Source organism: Paenibacillus konkukensis (assembly GCF_023523925.1).
GTDB classification, from domain to species: Bacteria; Bacillota; Bacilli; order Paenibacillales; family NBRC-103111; genus Paenibacillus_S; species Paenibacillus_S doosanensis.
Map to the genome: position 1 here is coordinate 2,568,477 of NZ_CP027059.1, position 17,211 is coordinate 2,585,687.

The window sequence follows — 17,211 nt, forward strand, 5'->3', positions numbered from 1 at the left end:
TTTACTCCAATATTCAATCTAAACATTCAAATCCTTCCGCTTGCCGGCAACGATATAAATGACGCCTTCGCCGATGTTCGTGCAATGATCGGCCACACGCTCCAAGTAATGGGCGACGAACATCAATTGCGACAGCTGGCGGTTGCGGGCAAAATCGCTGTTCATCATGCCGATAATTTCGTTCATCAGCGTGCTGTACAGCTTATCGACCTCGTCGTCCTTCTCAGCCAGCGCCGCGGCGCGATGGATGTTGCGCTCGGTATAAGACAGCAGGCTTTCGCGCAGCATATGTCTTACCATGGCCGCCATCTGCGGAATATCTTCGAGCGGCTTGATCAGCGTTTCGCCGGACAGCCGGATGCAAATCTTGGCGATGTCTACTGCATGGTCACTGATCCGCTCCAGGTCCGTTGCGATTTTCAAGGCGGTGCCGATAATTCGCAAATCTCCGGCCATCGGCTGCTGAAGCGCGATCAGACGCAGGCAGCGCTCTTCGATCTCCAGCATCATATCGTCGATCACGTCGTCATGGTCGACGACGTCCCTGGCCAGCTTCTCGTCGAGCGCAGCCAGCGCGTCGACCGCCCGCGCAATGGAATCCTCCACATGGGTTCCCATCGTAAGCAGCGATTGCTGCAGCTCGTCGACATTTTGATGAAAATTCGATCTCGTATCCATAATAGCCCCCTTATGATCCGTTATCCGAAGCGTCCGGTAATATAATCTTCCGTTCTTTGATCCGTCGGAGCGGTGAAAATTTTATCCGTTTGGTCGGATTCGATCAGCTCTCCGTTCAGGAAGAACGATGTGTAATCGGAAATACGCGCAGCCTGCTGCATGTTGTGCGTGACGATAATGATCGTATATTTTTCTTTCAGCGTTTGCGTCAGCTCTTCCACCTTCAACGTAGAGATCGGGTCCAAAGCCGAAGTAGGCTCATCCATCAGCAGAACGTCGGGCTCGACGGCAAGCAGTCTGGCGATGCAGAGCCGCTGCTGCTGGCCCCCGGACAGTCCGAGCGCGGACTTGTGCAGCCGATCCTTGACTTCATCCCACAGCGCTGCCTGGACAAGGCTCTTCTCTACGATCTCGTCGAGAACGGCCTTCCTCTTCGTACCGTGGATTCTCGGCCCGTATGCAATGTTGTCGTAAATACTCATCGGAAAAGGATTCGGGCGCTGGAACACCATCCCGACTTTTTTGCGCAGCAGGGCGACGTCCATTTCCTGTCCGTAAATGTTTTGCCCGTCGACATAAATATTGCCGTTGATCCGCACGCTATCGATCAGATCGTTCATTCGGTTGAGCGTCCGCAAAAATGTTGACTTGCCGCAGCCGGAAGGGCCGATCAGCGCGACGATGGAGTTGTTCTTGATCTCCAGGCCGATGCCGTGCAGCGCTTGATTTTCTCCGTAAAACAGGTTGAGCTTCTCTACTTTGATTTTATTTTTCTCCACCACGGTTATTTCCCCCGGAAAGTCGTTTTTGTAGGATGCGGCTCGGGATGCCGATCAGCAGGTTGAAGATCAGCACCACGATGAGTAGGAGCGCCGCGCTTCCTTTGGCGATTTGCTTGGCGTCAGGGACGAGCGCTTCCGACTGGACGTACCACAGATGGGTAGCCAGCGTCTCCCCCATCGCCAGCGGGTTCCAATCCGGGAAAAAGCGCGATACCGACAGCCCTGCGGTATAGATCAGAATCGCCGATTCCCCGAGAGCCCGTCCGGCTACAAGCGTGATTCCCGTGATCAGGTTCGGCAGCGCGGCGGGCAGCAATACTTTGCGGATCGCCTGCCAGCGGGTCGAGCCGAGCGCCAGCGAAGCTTCCCAGTACGATTCCGGCACCGAACGCAGCGCCTCCTCCGTTACGCGGACAAGCACGGGCAAGTTCAGCAGCGATAGCGTCGCCGCGCCGCCGATAATCGAGAACTTCAAGCCGAATAAATTGACGAACAGCAGGAAGCCGAACAGACCGAAGACGATCGACGGAACGGAAGATAGAGCTTCTACGGAAATTCGAATGAAATCGGTAAACTTGTTTTGCTTGGCGTAAATCGTCAGGTAGACGCCCGCTCCGATCCCGATCGGTAGCGAGAACAGCAAGGACAAGAACAAGATATAGAACGAGTTGAACAGCATCGGCCCTACGCCGCCGCCGGCCATAATCTCCTGCGGCTTGCCCGTGATGAACTTCCACGACAGCTGCGGCAGCCCGTCGCCCAAGATGCGGATAAGAAACCAGGCCAGCAGAAGCATAATGGCGATGCCGGTCAGCCAGAAAAATCCGGTAGCGATGCGATCGGTCGTTTTGCTCGTCATTTCACTTCACTCCTCTTGGCTACGAACCGGATAATAATGATCAACGACAAGGAGATCAGGAGCAGCACAAGCGCCATTAGATACAAAGCGTTATTCCATGTCGTGCCGTAATTCGTATTGCCCATATCTTTCACGATCGCCGTCGTCAGCACGGTTGTGGACTCCAGCAGCGAGCCCGGCATTTGCGGCGAGTTGCCGATGACCATGAATACCGCCATCGTCTCCCCGATCGCTCTGCCCATGCCCAGAATAATGCCGGTAATAATTCCCGGACGCGCGGCCGGAAGGAGCACTCTCCAGATCGTCTGCCAGCGGGTCGCGCCGAGCGCCAGCGAAGCTTCTTCCAAGCGGCCCGGCAAGGCGCGGATCGCGTCCTCGGAAATCGAGAGAATCGTCGGCAGGATCATGATCGCGAGAATAATCGCGGCCGGCAAAATGCCGTACCCTATCGTACCGGTCGTTTTGGCGAGCATCGGCACGATCACGGTCAGACCGATCAAGCCGTATACGACCGAAGGGATGCCGACGAACAAGTCCGTCGCGGGCCGCATGATTTCGCGCACCCATTTCGGCGCGATCTTGGCCATAAACATCGCTCCCGACAAAGCCAGCGGCACGGAGAGCACGACGGATAGCAGCGTCAGGACCAAGGTGCTGTACAGAAAGGCGAAAATGCCGAATTCATTTTGGCTCGGCGTCCACTCCTTCGAGAAGAAGAACGTCCAAGGAGAAACGTCGGCGAACGTCTTCACTCCCTGCATGCCGACGAACGCGATAATGGAGAAAATAATGGCCGATACCAAAACGGCCGAGCCGACGAACAGCCATTTCATCAACTGGTCGGTACGGTTTTGCTGTTTCGTCCACCGGCTTACCTTTTTGTCTACTGTGGCCGTTTCATTAAGCTTGTCAACGAAGGAATTCACGATGCAGTTGCCCCCTAATCGATTGAATAAATGAACGAATCACGGCAAGCTTCACCGTCGTTCAACGTTTTGTCCGCTTCGTGCTGTTCTTTTTCATCATAGAGGACATTTGTAAAAGCCATGCAGGCGGATTGTTAAGACAATGTAAAATTTTCGCGCAAGCCGCGCCGCTCTTATAAACGCGATGAAATCACCGCCTTTTTGCTCACCATCGTCCCATTCGTCCGGCAAACGGCAATAGACCCGGCCATATGACCGGGTCTGAGAGGTTGATTCTGCGCTGGAAAGCTTATTTTTTCAGCAGGTCGGCAGGCAGGAACTTCAGCTCTTCGACCTTTTTGCCTTGGAAGTCGGAGCTGGAGATGTAGTCGATGAATGCTTTTACCGCACCTTTCGCTTCGCCCTTCGTATACATATGCTCTATGCCATACAGCGGGTATTTGCCTTCTTTGATCGTATCTTTGCTGAATGCTACGCCTTCGAATTTCAAAGCTTTGATCGTATCGTTCAAATAAGGAGTGTCGACATAACCGATGGAGCCTGCGGTGGAGCCGACTGTCGTCGCTACCGCGCCGCTGGACTCTTGCGTAACGCCGTCTTTCGTAAATTCTTTATTGTCAAGCACGATTTGCTTCACGAGCGTTCTGGAGCCGGAGCTTTCGGGACGGTGAACGACGACGATTTTTTCGTCTTTGCCGCCGACTTCTTTCCAGTTCGTAATTTTGCCCATGAAAATATCGGCCGCTTGCGCTTTCGTCAAATTATCGACAGCTACGTCTTTATTCACGATCAAGGCAAAAGGAGCGATAGCGACGACATGGTCAACCAGACCTTTGTCTTTATATTCATCGCCTGCAGCTACGTCGGAGTTGCCGATGTCGGAAGTGCCGTCGGCTACGTTTTTCAAGCCTGTGCCGGAACCGCCTGCCGTTACGTTTACGGTAACTTTAGGATTTTTCTCCATAAACTCGGTCGAAGCTTGTTTAACGAGCGGAAGCAGAGCGCTGGAGCCGGATGCGGTAACGGTGCCGGTCAATTCGGCCGCAGGCTCGGGCTTTTTCTCTCCGGCCGGTTGAGCGCCGTTTGTCTGTGCGTTTGTCTCCGGTGCAGCCGGTTTCGTGCCGCATGCCACGAGAACCCCCATTAATAAAATCGCGATGAGTGCAAAGCTGAATCCTTTTTTCGAGAAATGTTTCAACATCTCTGTTTGTCCTCCCTTTGTTTCGGTTCGTTTTTGGTTTACTTGGACATCGTAACAAGCCAATGTAAAGTTTGAACCCGCAAAACGTAAACGGAATGTAAAAGTTCATTCGGCGCCGTTTTGAATTGATTTTTACAAAAAAAGGACTTTGTCTTAATACTTGCTTCCTATAATGTAGGCAAAAGGATTCATTGACTCATACGGGGGTCCTATGTATCCGGCATAAAAACTACTGGAGGGATCGAACATGCCTATCCGAAACAAAACGCTGCTCCGTTTGTCCGGCCTTACTTTCAAAGTGAAGCTGGCGCTGGGACTTACAGCTATGCTCGCTCTGTTTGTGTCCGTCGCGTTGTACAATCTTCAGCAGGTGGGAATGATGAAAGCCTACTTGAAGCAGCAGAACGACAAGGTCGAGCTGAAGCTGATGGCGCTGGAATTGAAGGAAATGGTGCAGGAGCTGAACATTATCGCCTCGGGGCTGGAAATATCGAAGAAAGCCGACTACATACCGACATATAACGAGAAGAGAAAGGTATTCGACGGCATGATCACAAAAATCGGCGACACCGCCTCCACCCCGGAGCAGGCCAAATGGCGCAGCCAGCTTATCTCGCTTACCGTCGATTATACGAATACGTTCGACGTCGCGGCCAAACTGGTGCAGGAGAAGAGCTTGTCTCCGGCCGATCTGGATAAAAATATGGAGTATTTATATAACGAATCGCAAAGACTAATGAGCGATATCTTCTTAAACGTCGACCATTTCTATATCGCCTATTCCGAAGATGCGCAGGAAGCCATAGCAGGCACCGAGGCGCTGCTTCACCGTACCGAGCTGGTCATGTGGGCCGCTTCGGCGCTCGTTTTCGTCGCGGGCGCGGCCATCGCAGCCTTGCTGATCCGCTCGTTCGCCAGGCCGATCCGCAGGCTGCAGCAAGCCGTCCATTCGATCGCCGCGGGCGATCTGCGCAGCCGGATCGGCAGCAGCTCCCGCGACGAGCTGGGAGAGCTAAGCCGCAGCTTCGACCGGATGGCCGACCAGGTGCGCGGCATGATCGCGGGCACGCGCGGCATCGCCTCGACGCTGTCCGGGCATTCCGGCTCGCTGCACCGCTTCTCCGTCTCGACGGCCGCCGCCAACGCCGACATCATTCGCGCGATTCAGGAGATTGCCTCCGGGGCCGATCAGCAAGCGACGCAGTCGGAGCAAGGCGCCTATCTCATCTCCGAGCTGGAGCGAGAGATCGAAACGATCTCGGAATACGCCGCCACCGTGCAGCAAAAAAGCCGCGAGGCCGCGCTCAACACGCACACCGGCTCCGCTTCGATGGAATCGCTCCGGCAGGCCGCCCATGCGTCCGAGGCCGTGCTGGATAAGGTCTACGCCGCGATGGCCGGCCTATCGGGAAGCACCGTGCAAATTCATCATATCGTGAATACCATTACCGATATTTCCCATCAGACGAACGTGCTCGCGCTGAACGCCGCCATCGAAGCCGCGCGGGCCGGCGTGCACGGACGCGGCTTCTCGGTCATCGCCGAGGAGGTGAGGCAGCTGTCTTCGCAGACGAACGAATCGTCCCGCTCGATCGCCGCGATCATCCGCTCTCTGCTCGATCAGACGAAGGAGCTGGAGACGTATTTGGGCGGCGCCCGCCAATCGTTCGAGCAGCAAAGCGGCAAAATGAACGAAAGCCTGGCCTCCTTCGGGCAAATCCGCGCTTCGATGGACGAGCTGTCCGGCCAAATCGACCGCATTCAGGAGCAGATCGCACAAGCAAAAGATAAGAACGGCAAGCTCGTCGGCTCCGTGCAGTTCGTCGCCGCTATCGCCCAGGAGACCGCGGCGGCCGTCGAAGAAGTGAACTCCACCTCCATCCAGCAGGACGCCTCGATCCAGCGGATCGCCGGGCAGGCGGACGATATGTTCTCTCTGTCGCAGAAGCTGTTTGATGAAATCAGCCGGTTTCAAATCGACGAAGCCGGCACAACCGCAGAGCCCGCTGCTCCGAATGCGCAGCACGGCGGAGACGGCAACAACGCCGGCCTTGGCGGCGCCAGTAACGGCGGCGCGGCCGACGAAGCTGCGAAGACGCCGGAGCGTAATGCGGGGGCGATGGAGGCGCAGGCGGAAGCTCCGCTGCGCGAGCGCACGCCGGGCAAGGCGGTCTCCGGCGAGCCGGGGCGGGAGCCTGAGCCGGCGCAGGAGCGGGGGCTGAGCCCGGTAGCGCTGCCAGGGAGGAAGCGCCCGGAGCGAAGCAGTCCGCTGTCCCCGAAGCGTCGTCGGAAGGGGCCGGTTCCCGGGCGGAGGATTCCGCTTCGAAGGAGCCTCAAACTCCTCCCGCAACGGAGGAGAAAGAAAAGAAGCTGGTAATGGTCTAAAAAACCGAATAACCCGCGGGTCGGCACGCTCCGACCCCGCGGGTTATTTTTATGCACCAATCGCCGCAGCGGCAAGTCCCCGCTAAGGATTGGAGCCGTTTCAATGTTCGACGCCATTCCGTACGTCTCGCGCCGAAGACACCCGATGCTTCAAAGTCTGTCGCAATAACGATGAATCGTGTGAAAAACTACTTTCTTTAGCGAATGGACACTACCTTTGTCACCCTTGCAGGGAGTTGGAAAAAAGGGGCGAATAGCTTATATGAAAACCTAAAGCACAGGACGGAGGAGGCGCTAAGATGGAAGCAATGACTACCAAGGAAGTCGCTCTGAAGCTGGGGGTGAGCCCCACCACAGTTAAACGTTGGGTTGCTTTTTTTCAAGGCTGGTTTCAAAAGGATGAGCTCGGTCACTACATCTATTCCGAGGACGATCTGCAGCGGCTTCGTTCCATTCAAGAACAGCTGCAGCAGGGCAAGACGATGCAGGCGATTTGGGACGGCGATTCCCGCACGGTGAAGCCGCGCACCCTTCCGGTAGCCGAGCTGCAATCCGCCGGCGCTGCGATCAGCCACAGCGCCGCACAGACGGACGCACTTCTCCAGCGCATCGCCGACCTGGAACTGCGGCTGGAGCAGAAAGCCAGCGATATTGTATCCACGCAAATACTGCAGCATCGCAATGAGCTCGACGAAATCCGCAAATCCGTTCAAACGCTCGCAGCCGAGGTCGAGGTTATTCAACGATCCTTGTCGCGCCATTCCGAACGCACCCTCGCCAGCCTGCGCGAAACGCCTAAACCGTCCAAAAAGAAAGGCTTCATCAGCATGCTGTTCAGCATGTTTTAAATGCGCCTCTGTTAGTACAGGCTGTTTCCACTGTCTTCGTCTACTTTATCGTCACTGATTATCCCTTATCCGGAGGTTGTACGATGCGCATAAGAAACCGCCAACCCCGGCCTCGGCAAGACGACGGGCCGTATTTCACGACAGGATTTGCCGCGAACAAACGCTTCTTTTCCCTGCACAGACGTCTCAGCAAATTTCAACCCGGTCATAAGGCAGCACAATGCCCTGCATCCTCAAACGGATTGCAGGGCATTTTTTTCGCCTTCCCTTAGCTCAAGAAATCTCCGCGACTGCTACGCGCCCGCCGGTGCGAATTGAGTCCGCAACCGCCTGTGTAAAAGCCATATATTTGGCGCCGTCGCGAAATGACGGATCGCCCTTGCGGCCCTGCCGCACCGCTTCGATAAAATCGCGCTCGACGGTCCATTCCTTGATCCGGTCCGCCGGAACGTCCAGCCGCTTCTCGCCCTCCACCGTTCGGAGCAGCAGATAAGACGCTTCCGGATAGCAGGTCAGCGTACCGCGGCTGCCGTGAATCGACAGCTGCGGGGTTCCGCCCTGCACCGCGCCGCTGAACAGTGCGGTAAGCTGCGGCCCGCGAGCGAACCGCCCGATCACCGTTACGGAATCCGGCAGCTCCACCCGGCTGAAGCCCTCGTTATCCTGCGGCCGTTCTGTAACCCAAGTTTGCCCCTCGGCATACAGCGTTTTGACCGGTCCGAACCATTTGTTCAGCACCTCTCCCATAATGCCGACATCGAGCGCGTTGATTCCCTGCAGATCCGCCCGCTGCCTCCAGTGGAGCGGCTTGCGGGGATCGGAGTACTGCCCTGAAGGATGCGTCAGGCTGACATGGCGTATGTCGCCGAGCGTCCCTTCCGCCAGCAGCTGAAGCGCGTAGGGCTCCACCTTCATATAATTCGGCGGCGGGCAGAGCATCGTGGTCAGCCGGGTCGACTCGTCCAGCTTCAGCATCTCCAGCGCCTCCGGCAAGTTCATAGCCATTCTCGCCTGAGAGAACACATGCTTGCCCCGGGCCAAACAATAGGCCGTAATTTCCTTATGCAAATACGGCGGGGTGCAGACGAACACCGCATCGACGGCGGGATCTTCGGCCACCTCCTGCCAAGTCCGATAAGCCTTGCCGAAGCCGTACTCCTCGGCGGCCTTCAGCGCATTGTCGTAACGACGGTTCGCCACTGCAGCCAGTTCCACGCCTTCAAGCTTTTGCAAGCCCGGCAAATGCCGCGAGCGCGCAATCCCTCCGGCTCCGATCAATCCTATGCGTATGGTCATCATGTGTTCTTCCCTCGCTTTACAAGATTTCCGATTCGAGTACTTTCTGCTGTCCGGCCGGAGCCTCATGAGCCGCTTCAATGACCGGCGGCCGTTCATCCTTACTTCATATAAATAAACCGTTCTCCGGCCGTCATCATATGGAATTTTTGCGCCCGATAACGCGTATACAAATAATCGACGAAATAGGCCGGGTTCTCGTCATTATGCGCGAACATGCCGAAATGCATCGGAATGACCATATCCGCTCCGATCGCCGCCGCCAAATCGGCCGCCTCTCTGTAATTGCAATTGCCGACGATCCCTTGAGCGGTTCGCGCATAATCTCTGCCGTTGATCGGGATCAGCGCGATGTCGATCCGCTCGTCCTTCAGCCATTCCGCCAGCTCGGGAAATCCTATCGTATCCCCGGAATGGTATATCGTCAGACCGCCGCAGCGGATCACATAGCCGAGGTATCGATGATTGCCCTGATCGTCCTGCTCGAAGCGGTCGTGCATCGCGGCGATTGCCCGGATCTCCACCCCGTTCACCGTCGCGCTTTCCATATGATTCATCCCGATAATCCGCTCGGGCCCCAGCCCCCACGAAGCCATAAGACCAGCATGCGCGCGCGGAATGATGAACTGAGTCGTCTGTCTCGGATACAGCTTCGCTAACGTCGAGGCGTCCATATGATCGTCATGCTGATGCGTACACAGCACCGCTTCAAGCTCCGGCAGCTGCTCGGGAGTTACCGGTGCCGGAAACTGCCTAACCCAGAGCCCTCCCGCCGTTTTATTGCTCAAGTAAGGGTCTATAACCAACCTTTTATCCTCGATTTGAATTAAAAAACCGGCCTGTCCGAGAGCCCATAAAGCCGCCGTTCCCGGAGGAAGGCTCGTCTCCTTCATTTCCTGCTGCAGCGCAGCGTCGCTTCGATAAAGCTTCATTGCGTATCGCTCCTTCCTGTAAACGCTTCATTCCTAGTATAGCATGTTTCGTTTCCTTCAGGACGCATAAGAAATGTTGTTTATTGAAAAATGCGGCGAAACCGACGGCTTGCGCATACGGGAACGTCTTCCGATCGCTGGCGCTTCTCCAGATTCAAATGGCCCCTCCGCTCTTTTTCCACCACCCTTTTGAAGCGATGTGGTAAAATAGGTCAAGCAGGCGGCCTTCGGCGCCCGCCATACGGCCCATCATGCCGCAAGCCCCGTCCTGCCTCATTTTAACGGAAAGTGTACAAGGTACTTAATCATGGACCAACGATTCGAATGGAAAAAGACGATTGCGCGAATGTCGCTGCGCAGCAAAATCGTCATCGTCTTCCTGCTGCTGATTACCGTGCCTCTCGTCGTGCAGGGAACGGTGACTTATCTCGATTTCTCCAATTCGGTAGAGCGGACGACCGTCGATTATACCGTGCAAATAGTGAGTCAAATTAACCGCAGTCTCGACCAAACGCTCAAGGAAGAGATGCAATCGCTCTCTCTGCTGCCGCTTTATAACGAAGATGTCACTGCGATTCTGGAATCGTACAGCAACCCCGGACTTACAGGGCAGATGCCTACGGTGGACGAACAGAGCCGGATATTTGCCGGGATAGCCGGCTCCACCTCTTACCACCCCGAAGTCAGAGGCATTCAGCTGATTGCTAACAACGGCTACATATTCTCCAGCATGGACCCTTACCTGGTTCGCCCGTTCATCCGCATCGACCGCGAGCCGTGGTACGCCGCCGTTCAGCAGGCCGCAGGCACTTGGGTCATGATTCCCCAGCACCGGCCCGATTATTTGAAGGAAGCGCCCGATGCGGAACCGCTCATCTCCGTTGCGCGCCTGATTCGCGAGCCCGGCTCCCGGCAAGTGATCGGAATGATGAAAATCGATTTTCGGCTGAAAGTATTTCAGGAACTGGCCGAATCGTACACCTTCGGGCAGATCGGCAATCTGGTCGTGCTTAACGACCGGAACGAGCTGTTCTACGAACAAAATCACGACGGCTTGACTGCACCCGACCAGACGCTGCTGCTGAAGACGGAGCTGCCTGCTCAAACCGGCGTTTGGCACAGCCAAGCCGGCCGTTCGTCCTTTTTGACGATCGTGAACCGCTCCTCTTATTCCGGTTTGAAAATCATCAGCTTCATTCCGGAAGCCTCCCTGCACCAAGCGACCGAGCGTGTCCGCTATGTCACCCTGACGACGTTCGCCGTCTGTCTGCTGGCAGCGGGCGGACTCGCCGTCTTAATATCGTACAGGCTGATCCGGCCGATCATGCGGCTGAAGGAAAAAATGCATTTGGTGGAAATCGGCGATCTCCGCCAAACCGTCCCCGTCCGCTCCGCCGACGAGATCGGCCAGCTCGAGCAAGGGTTTAACCGGATGTCGGAAGAAATCGACCGGCTCGTCAACGAAGTATATGCGGTTCGGTTGAGAGAGAAGGAAGCTCAGTTGTCCCAGCTTCTGGCCCAAATGAATCCTCACTTCATCTACAATACGCTGGAGTCGATCAACATGATGGCGATCCGCAGCGAAAATTACGATATTTCCGATATGGTGTCCTCCCTCGGCGGCCTGCTGCGTCATTCTATCGGCTCTTACGACCAGCTCGTCTCGGTCGAGGAGGAGCTTCGCTCGATCGGCTCGTATGTGAGCATCCAGCAGGTGCGCTACGGCGAACGGCTGAAGGTCGTCCTATGGGCGGAGGAAGAGCTCTATCCGCTCTATATTCCGCGGATGCTGCTGCAGCCGCTCGTGGAGAACGCCATCTATCACGGCATCGACGAATCGGGCCGGCCGGGCACCGTCTGGATTTCGGTGAACCGCTTCGAGAACGATCTGCTGCTCGGAGTCCGCGACGACGGCAAAGGATTGACGGAAGAAGAGATTGCCCGGCTGCAGCGGCTGATTACGGAGCCGGCGGGAGACGAGGCTTCGCTCAAAGGGATGGCGCTGCGCAGCATTCATCAAAGGCTTGCGCTCATGTTCGGTCCCGGATACGGACTGCATATCGACGGGAGTCCGGGACAAGGAGCTTCATTCACGCTGACGCTGCCGGTCATAGAAAGGAAGGAAAGCCATGTATAAGGTATGGCTGGTTGAGGATGAATCGCAAATACGGGAAGGCATCAAACGGATGATCGAGCAGCTATGCCCGGATTTTGGCGTAACCAGGGAAGCGGCTCACGGCAAGGAAGCGATGGAGCTGCTCGGCAGCGACATTCCCGACCTGATCATATCCGACATTCGGATGCGGGAGATGGACGGGCTGACCTTTATCAGGGAAGTGCGCAAGCGCTATGCCGATCTGCCCGTCATGATTATAAGCGGCTATCAGGATTTCCATTACGCCCAGGAGGCCATCCGGTGCGAGGTCGCGGATTATTTGCTTAAACCGGTCAGCCGCAAGGCGTTCCTCACCGCGCTGGAGAAAATCCGCAATAAGCTGAACGCCGCTCGCGGCATACTCCCTCCCGTTTCCCCGCCACCGATTGCGCCTGCGGATTCCAGTCCCGAATCCGGTTCAGGGTCCGGGGCGGCCGGACAGCCCGAAGCTCACCGTTCGCCCGCGCAGGATAAATATACGATCCGTACGATCAAGGAATATATTATCAACCATCCGGAGGACGATTTAAGCTTGAATGCGCTCGCCTCCCTGGTCGCTCTGCATCCCGCTTATGTCAGCTCCTTGTTCAAGGCGGAAACGGGACAAAACTTATCCGATTTTATTACGGAAGCGCGGATGGAGCGGGCCAAATATTTGCTTACCCATACGCAGCTAAAAGTATACGACGTGGCCCGCTTGTCGGGTTATCCGAGCCCGAAGCATTTCGCTCTCGTCTTCAAGCAGCAAACCGGCATGCCTCCGGGCGCCTACCGGGATCAGTTTGCGGCGCAATAACGGCTTGCCGGATAGGCCGCGACAGGGCAGCCGGCCGCGATCATGAATCGTCAAGAAAGGCTGCTGCACGGGCTGGAAGCTGCGTTGCATTTGCCCATCGTTTGATCTATACTAAACAGCAATTCGGCGCGGGCCTCTAAAAGCGTGGTGAAAAACGAGCGGAGGGGCCATTTGAATCTGGAAAAGCGTAAGCGTTCGCCTTTGAAAACGGATTCTCTCTACAGAAAAACGAAAAAACAATCCAAAGAATCCGTTTTCAACAGCGATTGGAGGATCAAATGGACGCCGCAGCGGACTTTTTCACCACCCTTCTAAAGGCCGCGCCATAACTATCGGCGAAGGAAGAGCGCGGATGAATCTCAATAAGATCGGATGCCTCATCATCATGCTTGCTCTAATCTCCGGCTGCGGCAGCGCAAGCTGGCTTCCTCCGGCAGTGCCGGACGGCGCCTCTCATGACGACGGAGCGGATACGGTCGAGCTTTCTTTCTATTATCCGGTCGACGTAGGCGGTCCTTTGACAACGACCATCGAAGAGATGAGCGAGCAGTTTATGAAGGAACACCCCGGCATCCGGATTAACCCCGTTTATATGGGCGATTACCAGGATACCGCCATCAAAACGCAGGCCGCCGTTCAAGGGAACAATCCGCCGGACGTGGCCGTGCTGCAGTCGACTCAGCTGTATACCATGCTCGACATGGATGCTATCGTTCCGCTTGACGATTATATTAATCAGGCCGGCGGCGACGCATTTGTAAGCGATTTTTACCCTGCCTTTCTGGCCGACTCCCAGGCGGACGGTCATACCTACAGCATCCCGTTCCAGCGCAGCACTCTGCTGATGTATTACAACCGCGACGCCTTTGCGGAGCAAGGCCTGAGCCCCGACGCGCCTCCGCGCAATTGGGACGAGCTGCTCCGCGCAGCAGCCGGGCTAACGACCTCACAGCGGTGGGGACTTGAAATTCCGTCCTCCGGAGGCGGGATGGCGACCCGGATCTTTCAAGCTTTTGCGATGCAAAACGGAAGCTCGCTCATGTCGGACGACGGGAAGCAGGTATATTTGGATACGGCGGCCAATGCCGAAGCGCTCCGCTATTGGCGCGATTTATCCCATGCTCACAAGGTCATGCCCGAATCGCGGATCGAATGGGCGTCGGTGCCGGATGACTTCATACACGGGAAAACCGCAATGATGGTATATACTTCGGGAAGTCTGACCTATATTCGGAACCAAGCCCCGTTCCGCCTCGGCGTCGGCTTCCTGCCTACCAACAAGCAGCTGACGACGCCGACGAGCGGAGGCAACTTCTACGTGTTCAAAACGGTCGACACGAGAAAACAGGACGCGGCATGGACCTTCGTCCAATGGATGACCGAACCCGAGCGCATCGCCCAATGGAGCATCGACACCGGATATATAGCGGTTAGAAAATCGGCCTATGATATCCCTTCATTGCAAGCTTACGGAAAAGAGTTTCCCGAGTCGCTCGTGGCGCGCAACCAGCTGGCTTACTCGGCCAAGGAGCTGGCGACGCATAATAACGCCAAAGTCCGCGCGGCGCTGAACGAAGCGATCGAGGCTTCTCTAAGCGGCGCCATGCCGCCGGAGGAAGCTCTGAAGAAAGCTCAAGCCAAGGCGGATCAGGCGCTCGCTTCGTTCCGCCGGCCTTAAGCCGCCTCAGCGGGACGTGGCCCTGACGATGGCGGGCAGCAGCAAGAGCACCGCTTCCTTGACCAGAAGGATGCGGTGCTCTCGCTATTGTCGATGAAGGCTTACATACGGGACCGTCCCGCCCCCGCGCTCTGCTTGTCCGCCTCTTTAAGCTTGAACGGTATGCCGGTCGATCAGTTCATTTCCCGTCACTCCGAGAAACTGGTAAGCGTCGATTCTCATCGTATCGCTGTCGTCGCTCCAGAAGCTCTGCAGCACTTCGATCATCCCCGAAGCCCGGGCGATGCGATCCATCTGCATCTTCATAATGACGCCGCTGCATAAGATCGCGCATTTGCTGACCTTGGGCAAAATATCGCTCTGCAGCTGCTCCCAAATCATATTGACTTCCGGAGAAAATACGATAGGCCTCCCCTTGCTCACCATAAAACGGTTGTCTACCAGCAGCTTGGCCTCATTCATTACAGCCAAATTTTGCTTGACAAGCGCGCTCGCTTTCTCCGCATCCTCTACGGTCAGCGCATCTCTCACCTGCCAGGACAAAACGTTGTTCGCCCGATCCGCATGATATAAAAATTTATCCTCGAATGCCATATTGACAGCCCCTCCTTCGGTTTATCGGAACCACGAAGCGAGCATGGCATTCAAAGATTCGCAAGTATACGCAACCAGATGCTCCGCTTCTTTAAGCTCTTTTTCGTTCATTTCCTTAATCAGGTGGTATACGTCGCTGTGCTCTTCATCGGCTTCGCAGTGAACCTCCCAATATTCCAGATTGGTAAACCCGGCCTTCTGCAAAATGTCGAATGCGTGCAAATACATCGCATGGGCGTACCCTTCGGCCGTGCTGTTCACCAGCAGCAAAGACAAGTTCTCGCTCATCGAGCTTACCGCGCGATACTGCAGGGAGATGAAATTTTCGGTTTCGTAATTAGGAAAAGCTTCCTCCGGATCGTCCAGCCCCAAATCCAGCATCCATTTGCGCAGCATCTCGGCATGATCCTTCTCTTCCTCGTAATGTGTCGAGAACACATCGTGGTCTACGTTCGGGAACCGCTCCCAGCGCAGCTTCAGCAGCTCTCCAAAATGCTTGGACAAATGATAAAGATGCATACACCATTTAAAATCTTCGGCTTTGGCCGACTCCGGAAACCGGGTAAAAAAAGGGTTGGTCTGTTTCGCTTTCTCGAGCTCGCTGGAAATTATCGCCGAAATCGATTCTACCACTTGCACCTGAACTTGGGTCATCACTTTTCTCTCCCTGTTTTTTATTTTCTCCAGTATGTCCTGCTGCGCATATACATCCTTTTATTACCTTACATGTATGTTATCGGTTTGACAATCCTTAATTTTAATATTTTTACATAATATTCATATTTTTTCGCAAAGGCCATAACTTCTTCGACGGCAAATGACAAAAAGAACCTCATTTCCCGCTTTACGTCAGGGATACAAGGTCCTTTTACCACTTTTTTTCCATCCGACTTCTAAAAGGGTGATGAAAAAGTCCGCTGCGGCGTCCATTTGATCCTCCAATCGCTGTTGAAAACGGATTCTTTGAATTGTTTTTTCGTTTTTCTGTGGAGAGAATCCGTTTTCAAAGGCGAACGCTTACGCTTCTTCAGATTGCTCTCGCTTAGCGAAGTTTGCTTTTTCACCACGCTTCCAAAAATGCCTGGGAAGACCGCGCAGGCGTAAAACGTCTGCGGAGGCCGCCCCGGCTATGGGCGCAGCGCAAAGCGCAAAGCCCGGCTGATGAGAACCGGCAGGACGGACACATGGCCCTCGTCCTCAAACTGTTTGAACTCCGCCCGCACGCCGCGGTTCGCAAGAGAAGCAAGCCGCTGCGCCATCTCCATGGCATTCCCGTTCATTCCGCTCGGATGGCGGCCCTCCAGCTCACCGACCGCTATCAATACGTCCACATTGCGCTGCCCCGGGGAGTGAATCTGCTCCAGCTTCTCCGGAAATTGCCGCTCCTCTTCAAGAATACATCGCCGGTTCCAATGAATGGACGGGCTCCCTGCGATATACGTTTGAAAAGCTTCGGGGCGGGTGAACAGCGTATGCAGCACAAAAAGCCCTCCCAGCGAATGGCCGAAAATCGTTTGCCTGCCGGAATCGACAGGATAGCTTTGTGCGATTTGCGGTTTCAGATCCTCTTCGATAAAAGTCAGAAAAGCGTCGGCTCCGCCCTGCTCCGGCCATGGAGTGCCGTCGGGCTTCGCCGGAAGCTCTTCAATAGGAACGGGCAGCGTGAAATCGTAATACCGTTCAGGGGCGAACGGCTCTTCGGTCCGGTAGCCGATGCCGACGACGATAGCGGGTACGACTCCGGTCTTCTCGGGGCGGCGCGACTGCACTCGTACCGCCTCCACCATCGTAGCGAATACCGCATTGGCATCCAGCAAGTAAATGACTGGAAATCCCGATGGCGGCGGCTCCTGAACCGGCATCGCCACGCTGATCCGATATTCGCGGCGCTCGCCTCGGGAAACGATGCTGTAACGCCGTGTATGATGCAAAGCCGCTTCGCCGCTTTCCCGCACGAGGTTGCCGGCTTGTTCGTTGGATATACGAGCCATTGGATGCAGCTCTCCTCTCCAGTTGATGTTTCTCCATCTGACTGACTCGCTAAGGCAGTCCGTTCTATTATAGAACTTCCTTATATTGGC

15 protein-coding genes are annotated in these 17,211 nt (G+C 55.5%); 5 read left to right on the plus strand and 10 right to left on the minus strand.

The features are described from left to right. Positions 1-18: 18 nt before the first annotated feature. From phoU to SK3146_RS10985, 5 genes are all read right to left on the minus strand, one after another. Positions 19-678, minus strand: a complete 660-nt coding sequence (gene phoU / locus SK3146_RS10965; RefSeq protein WP_249865106.1) for a phosphate signaling complex protein PhoU — start codon at positions 676-678, stop codon at positions 19-21. A gap of 20 nt (positions 679-698) precedes the next feature. Continuing rightward, on the minus strand, positions 699-1,457 hold the full coding sequence (gene pstB, locus SK3146_RS10970) for a phosphate ABC transporter ATP-binding protein PstB (RefSeq protein WP_249865107.1): 759 nt from the start codon (positions 1,455-1,457) through the stop codon (positions 699-701). Beyond that, positions 1,444-2,319: a phosphate ABC transporter permease PstA gene (gene pstA, locus SK3146_RS10975; RefSeq protein WP_249865108.1), complete on the minus strand. Its 876-nt coding sequence runs from the start codon at positions 2,317-2,319 to the stop codon at positions 1,444-1,446. The genes pstB and pstA overlap by 14 nt, the downstream gene beginning before the upstream one ends. Next, entirely contained in the window at positions 2,316-3,245 is a 930-nt protein-coding gene (gene pstC / locus SK3146_RS10980; RefSeq protein WP_249865109.1) for a phosphate ABC transporter permease subunit PstC, read from the minus strand. The genes pstA and pstC overlap by 4 nt, the downstream gene beginning before the upstream one ends. A 289-nt stretch (positions 3,246-3,534) precedes the next feature. After that, complete coding sequence (locus SK3146_RS10985) at positions 3,535-4,446, minus strand: phosphate ABC transporter substrate-binding protein (protein ID WP_249865110.1); 912 nt, start codon at positions 4,444-4,446, stop codon at positions 3,535-3,537. 247 nt (positions 4,447-4,693) lie between these two features. Here SK3146_RS10985 and SK3146_RS10990 point away from each other — a divergent pair, with 247 nt between their 5' ends. Then, on the plus strand, positions 4,694-6,823 hold the full coding sequence (locus tag SK3146_RS10990) for a methyl-accepting chemotaxis protein (RefSeq protein ID WP_249865111.1): 2,130 nt from the start codon (positions 4,694-4,696) through the stop codon (positions 6,821-6,823). 307 nt (positions 6,824-7,130) lie between these two features. Further along, entirely contained in the window at positions 7,131-7,679 is a 549-nt protein-coding gene (locus SK3146_RS10995) for a MerR family transcriptional regulator (protein WP_249865112.1), read from the plus strand. A 273-nt stretch (positions 7,680-7,952) separates the two neighbouring features. Here the strand turns inward: SK3146_RS10995 and SK3146_RS11000 are convergent, their stop codons facing one another. Both SK3146_RS11000 and SK3146_RS11005 read right to left on the minus strand, forming a co-directional pair. Further along, entirely contained in the window at positions 7,953-8,978 is a 1,026-nt protein-coding gene (locus tag SK3146_RS11000) for a Gfo/Idh/MocA family protein (RefSeq protein ID WP_249865113.1), read from the minus strand. Positions 8,979-9,076: 98 nt separating this feature from the next. Further along, on the minus strand, positions 9,077-9,907 hold the full coding sequence (locus tag SK3146_RS11005) for an MBL fold metallo-hydrolase (protein ID WP_249865114.1): 831 nt from the start codon (positions 9,905-9,907) through the stop codon (positions 9,077-9,079). Between the two features lie 307 nt (positions 9,908-10,214). Between SK3146_RS11005 and SK3146_RS11010 the strand changes: the two genes are divergently transcribed. The 3 genes from SK3146_RS11010 to SK3146_RS11020 all read left to right on the plus strand — a co-directional run bounded on the left by SK3146_RS11010 (position 10,215) and on the right by SK3146_RS11020 (position 14,536). After that, the gene (locus SK3146_RS11010; protein WP_249865115.1) at positions 10,215-12,044 is read left to right on the plus strand and encodes a cache domain-containing sensor histidine kinase; all 1,830 of its coding nucleotides are present in this window, start codon (positions 10,215-10,217) and stop codon (positions 12,042-12,044) included. After that, the gene (locus SK3146_RS11015; RefSeq protein ID WP_249865116.1) at positions 12,037-12,858 is read left to right on the plus strand and encodes a response regulator transcription factor; all 822 of its coding nucleotides are present in this window, start codon (positions 12,037-12,039) and stop codon (positions 12,856-12,858) included. Before SK3146_RS11010 ends, SK3146_RS11015 begins: the two co-directional genes overlap by 8 nt. Before the next feature lie 352 nt (positions 12,859-13,210). Further along, a complete protein-coding gene (locus SK3146_RS11020) occupies positions 13,211-14,536 on the plus strand; it encodes an ABC transporter substrate-binding protein (protein ID WP_249865117.1) in 1,326 nt (441 codons plus the stop codon). 147 nt (positions 14,537-14,683) lie between these two features. Here the strand turns inward: SK3146_RS11020 and SK3146_RS11025 are convergent, their stop codons facing one another. The 3 genes from SK3146_RS11025 to SK3146_RS11035 form a co-directional block, all read right to left on the minus strand. After that, positions 14,684-15,130, minus strand: a complete 447-nt coding sequence (locus SK3146_RS11025; RefSeq protein ID WP_249865118.1) for a hypothetical protein — start codon at positions 15,128-15,130, stop codon at positions 14,684-14,686. A gap of 21 nt (positions 15,131-15,151) precedes the next feature. Beyond that, complete coding sequence (locus tag SK3146_RS11030) at positions 15,152-15,784, minus strand: iron-containing redox enzyme family protein (RefSeq protein ID WP_249865119.1); 633 nt, start codon at positions 15,782-15,784, stop codon at positions 15,152-15,154. Positions 15,785-16,257: 473 nt separating this feature from the next. Then, entirely contained in the window at positions 16,258-17,121 is an 864-nt protein-coding gene (locus SK3146_RS11035) for an alpha/beta hydrolase (protein ID WP_249865120.1), read from the minus strand. Positions 17,122-17,211 lie beyond the last annotated feature (90 nt).

What these genes read in the sequence shown, in the direction of transcription:
- SK3146_RS10985 (WP_249865110.1), bottom strand. Translation starts at nt 4,446, where the DNA reads ATGTTGAAACATTTCTCGAAAAAAGGATTCAGCTTTGCACTCATCGCG.
- SK3146_RS11010 (WP_249865115.1), top strand. Translation starts at nt 10,215, where the DNA reads ATGGACCAACGATTCGAATGGAAAAAGACGATTGCGCGAATGTCGCTG.
- SK3146_RS11000 (WP_249865113.1), bottom strand. Translation starts at nt 8,978, where the DNA reads ATGATGACCATACGCATAGGATTGATCGGAGCCGGAGGGATTGCGCGC.
- phoU (WP_249865106.1), bottom strand. Translation starts at nt 678, where the DNA reads ATGGATACGAGATCGAATTTTCATCAAAATGTCGACGAGCTGCAGCAA.
- SK3146_RS11035 (WP_249865120.1), bottom strand. Translation starts at nt 17,121, where the DNA reads ATGGCTCGTATATCCAACGAACAAGCCGGCAACCTCGTGCGGGAAAGC.
- SK3146_RS10995 (WP_249865112.1), top strand. Translation starts at nt 7,131, where the DNA reads ATGGAAGCAATGACTACCAAGGAAGTCGCTCTGAAGCTGGGGGTGAGC.
- SK3146_RS11025 (WP_249865118.1), bottom strand. Translation starts at nt 15,130, where the DNA reads ATGGCATTCGAGGATAAATTTTTATATCATGCGGATCGGGCGAACAAC.
- SK3146_RS11005 (WP_249865114.1), bottom strand. Translation starts at nt 9,907, where the DNA reads ATGAAGCTTTATCGAAGCGACGCTGCGCTGCAGCAGGAAATGAAGGAG.
- SK3146_RS11030 (WP_249865119.1), bottom strand. Translation starts at nt 15,784, where the DNA reads ATGACCCAAGTTCAGGTGCAAGTGGTAGAATCGATTTCGGCGATAATT.
- SK3146_RS10990 (WP_249865111.1), top strand. Translation starts at nt 4,694, where the DNA reads ATGCCTATCCGAAACAAAACGCTGCTCCGTTTGTCCGGCCTTACTTTC.
- SK3146_RS11015 (WP_249865116.1), top strand. Translation starts at nt 12,037, where the DNA reads ATGTATAAGGTATGGCTGGTTGAGGATGAATCGCAAATACGGGAAGGC.
- SK3146_RS11020 (WP_249865117.1), top strand. Translation starts at nt 13,211, where the DNA reads ATGAATCTCAATAAGATCGGATGCCTCATCATCATGCTTGCTCTAATC.
- pstA (WP_249865108.1), bottom strand. Translation starts at nt 2,319, where the DNA reads ATGACGAGCAAAACGACCGATCGCATCGCTACCGGATTTTTCTGGCTG.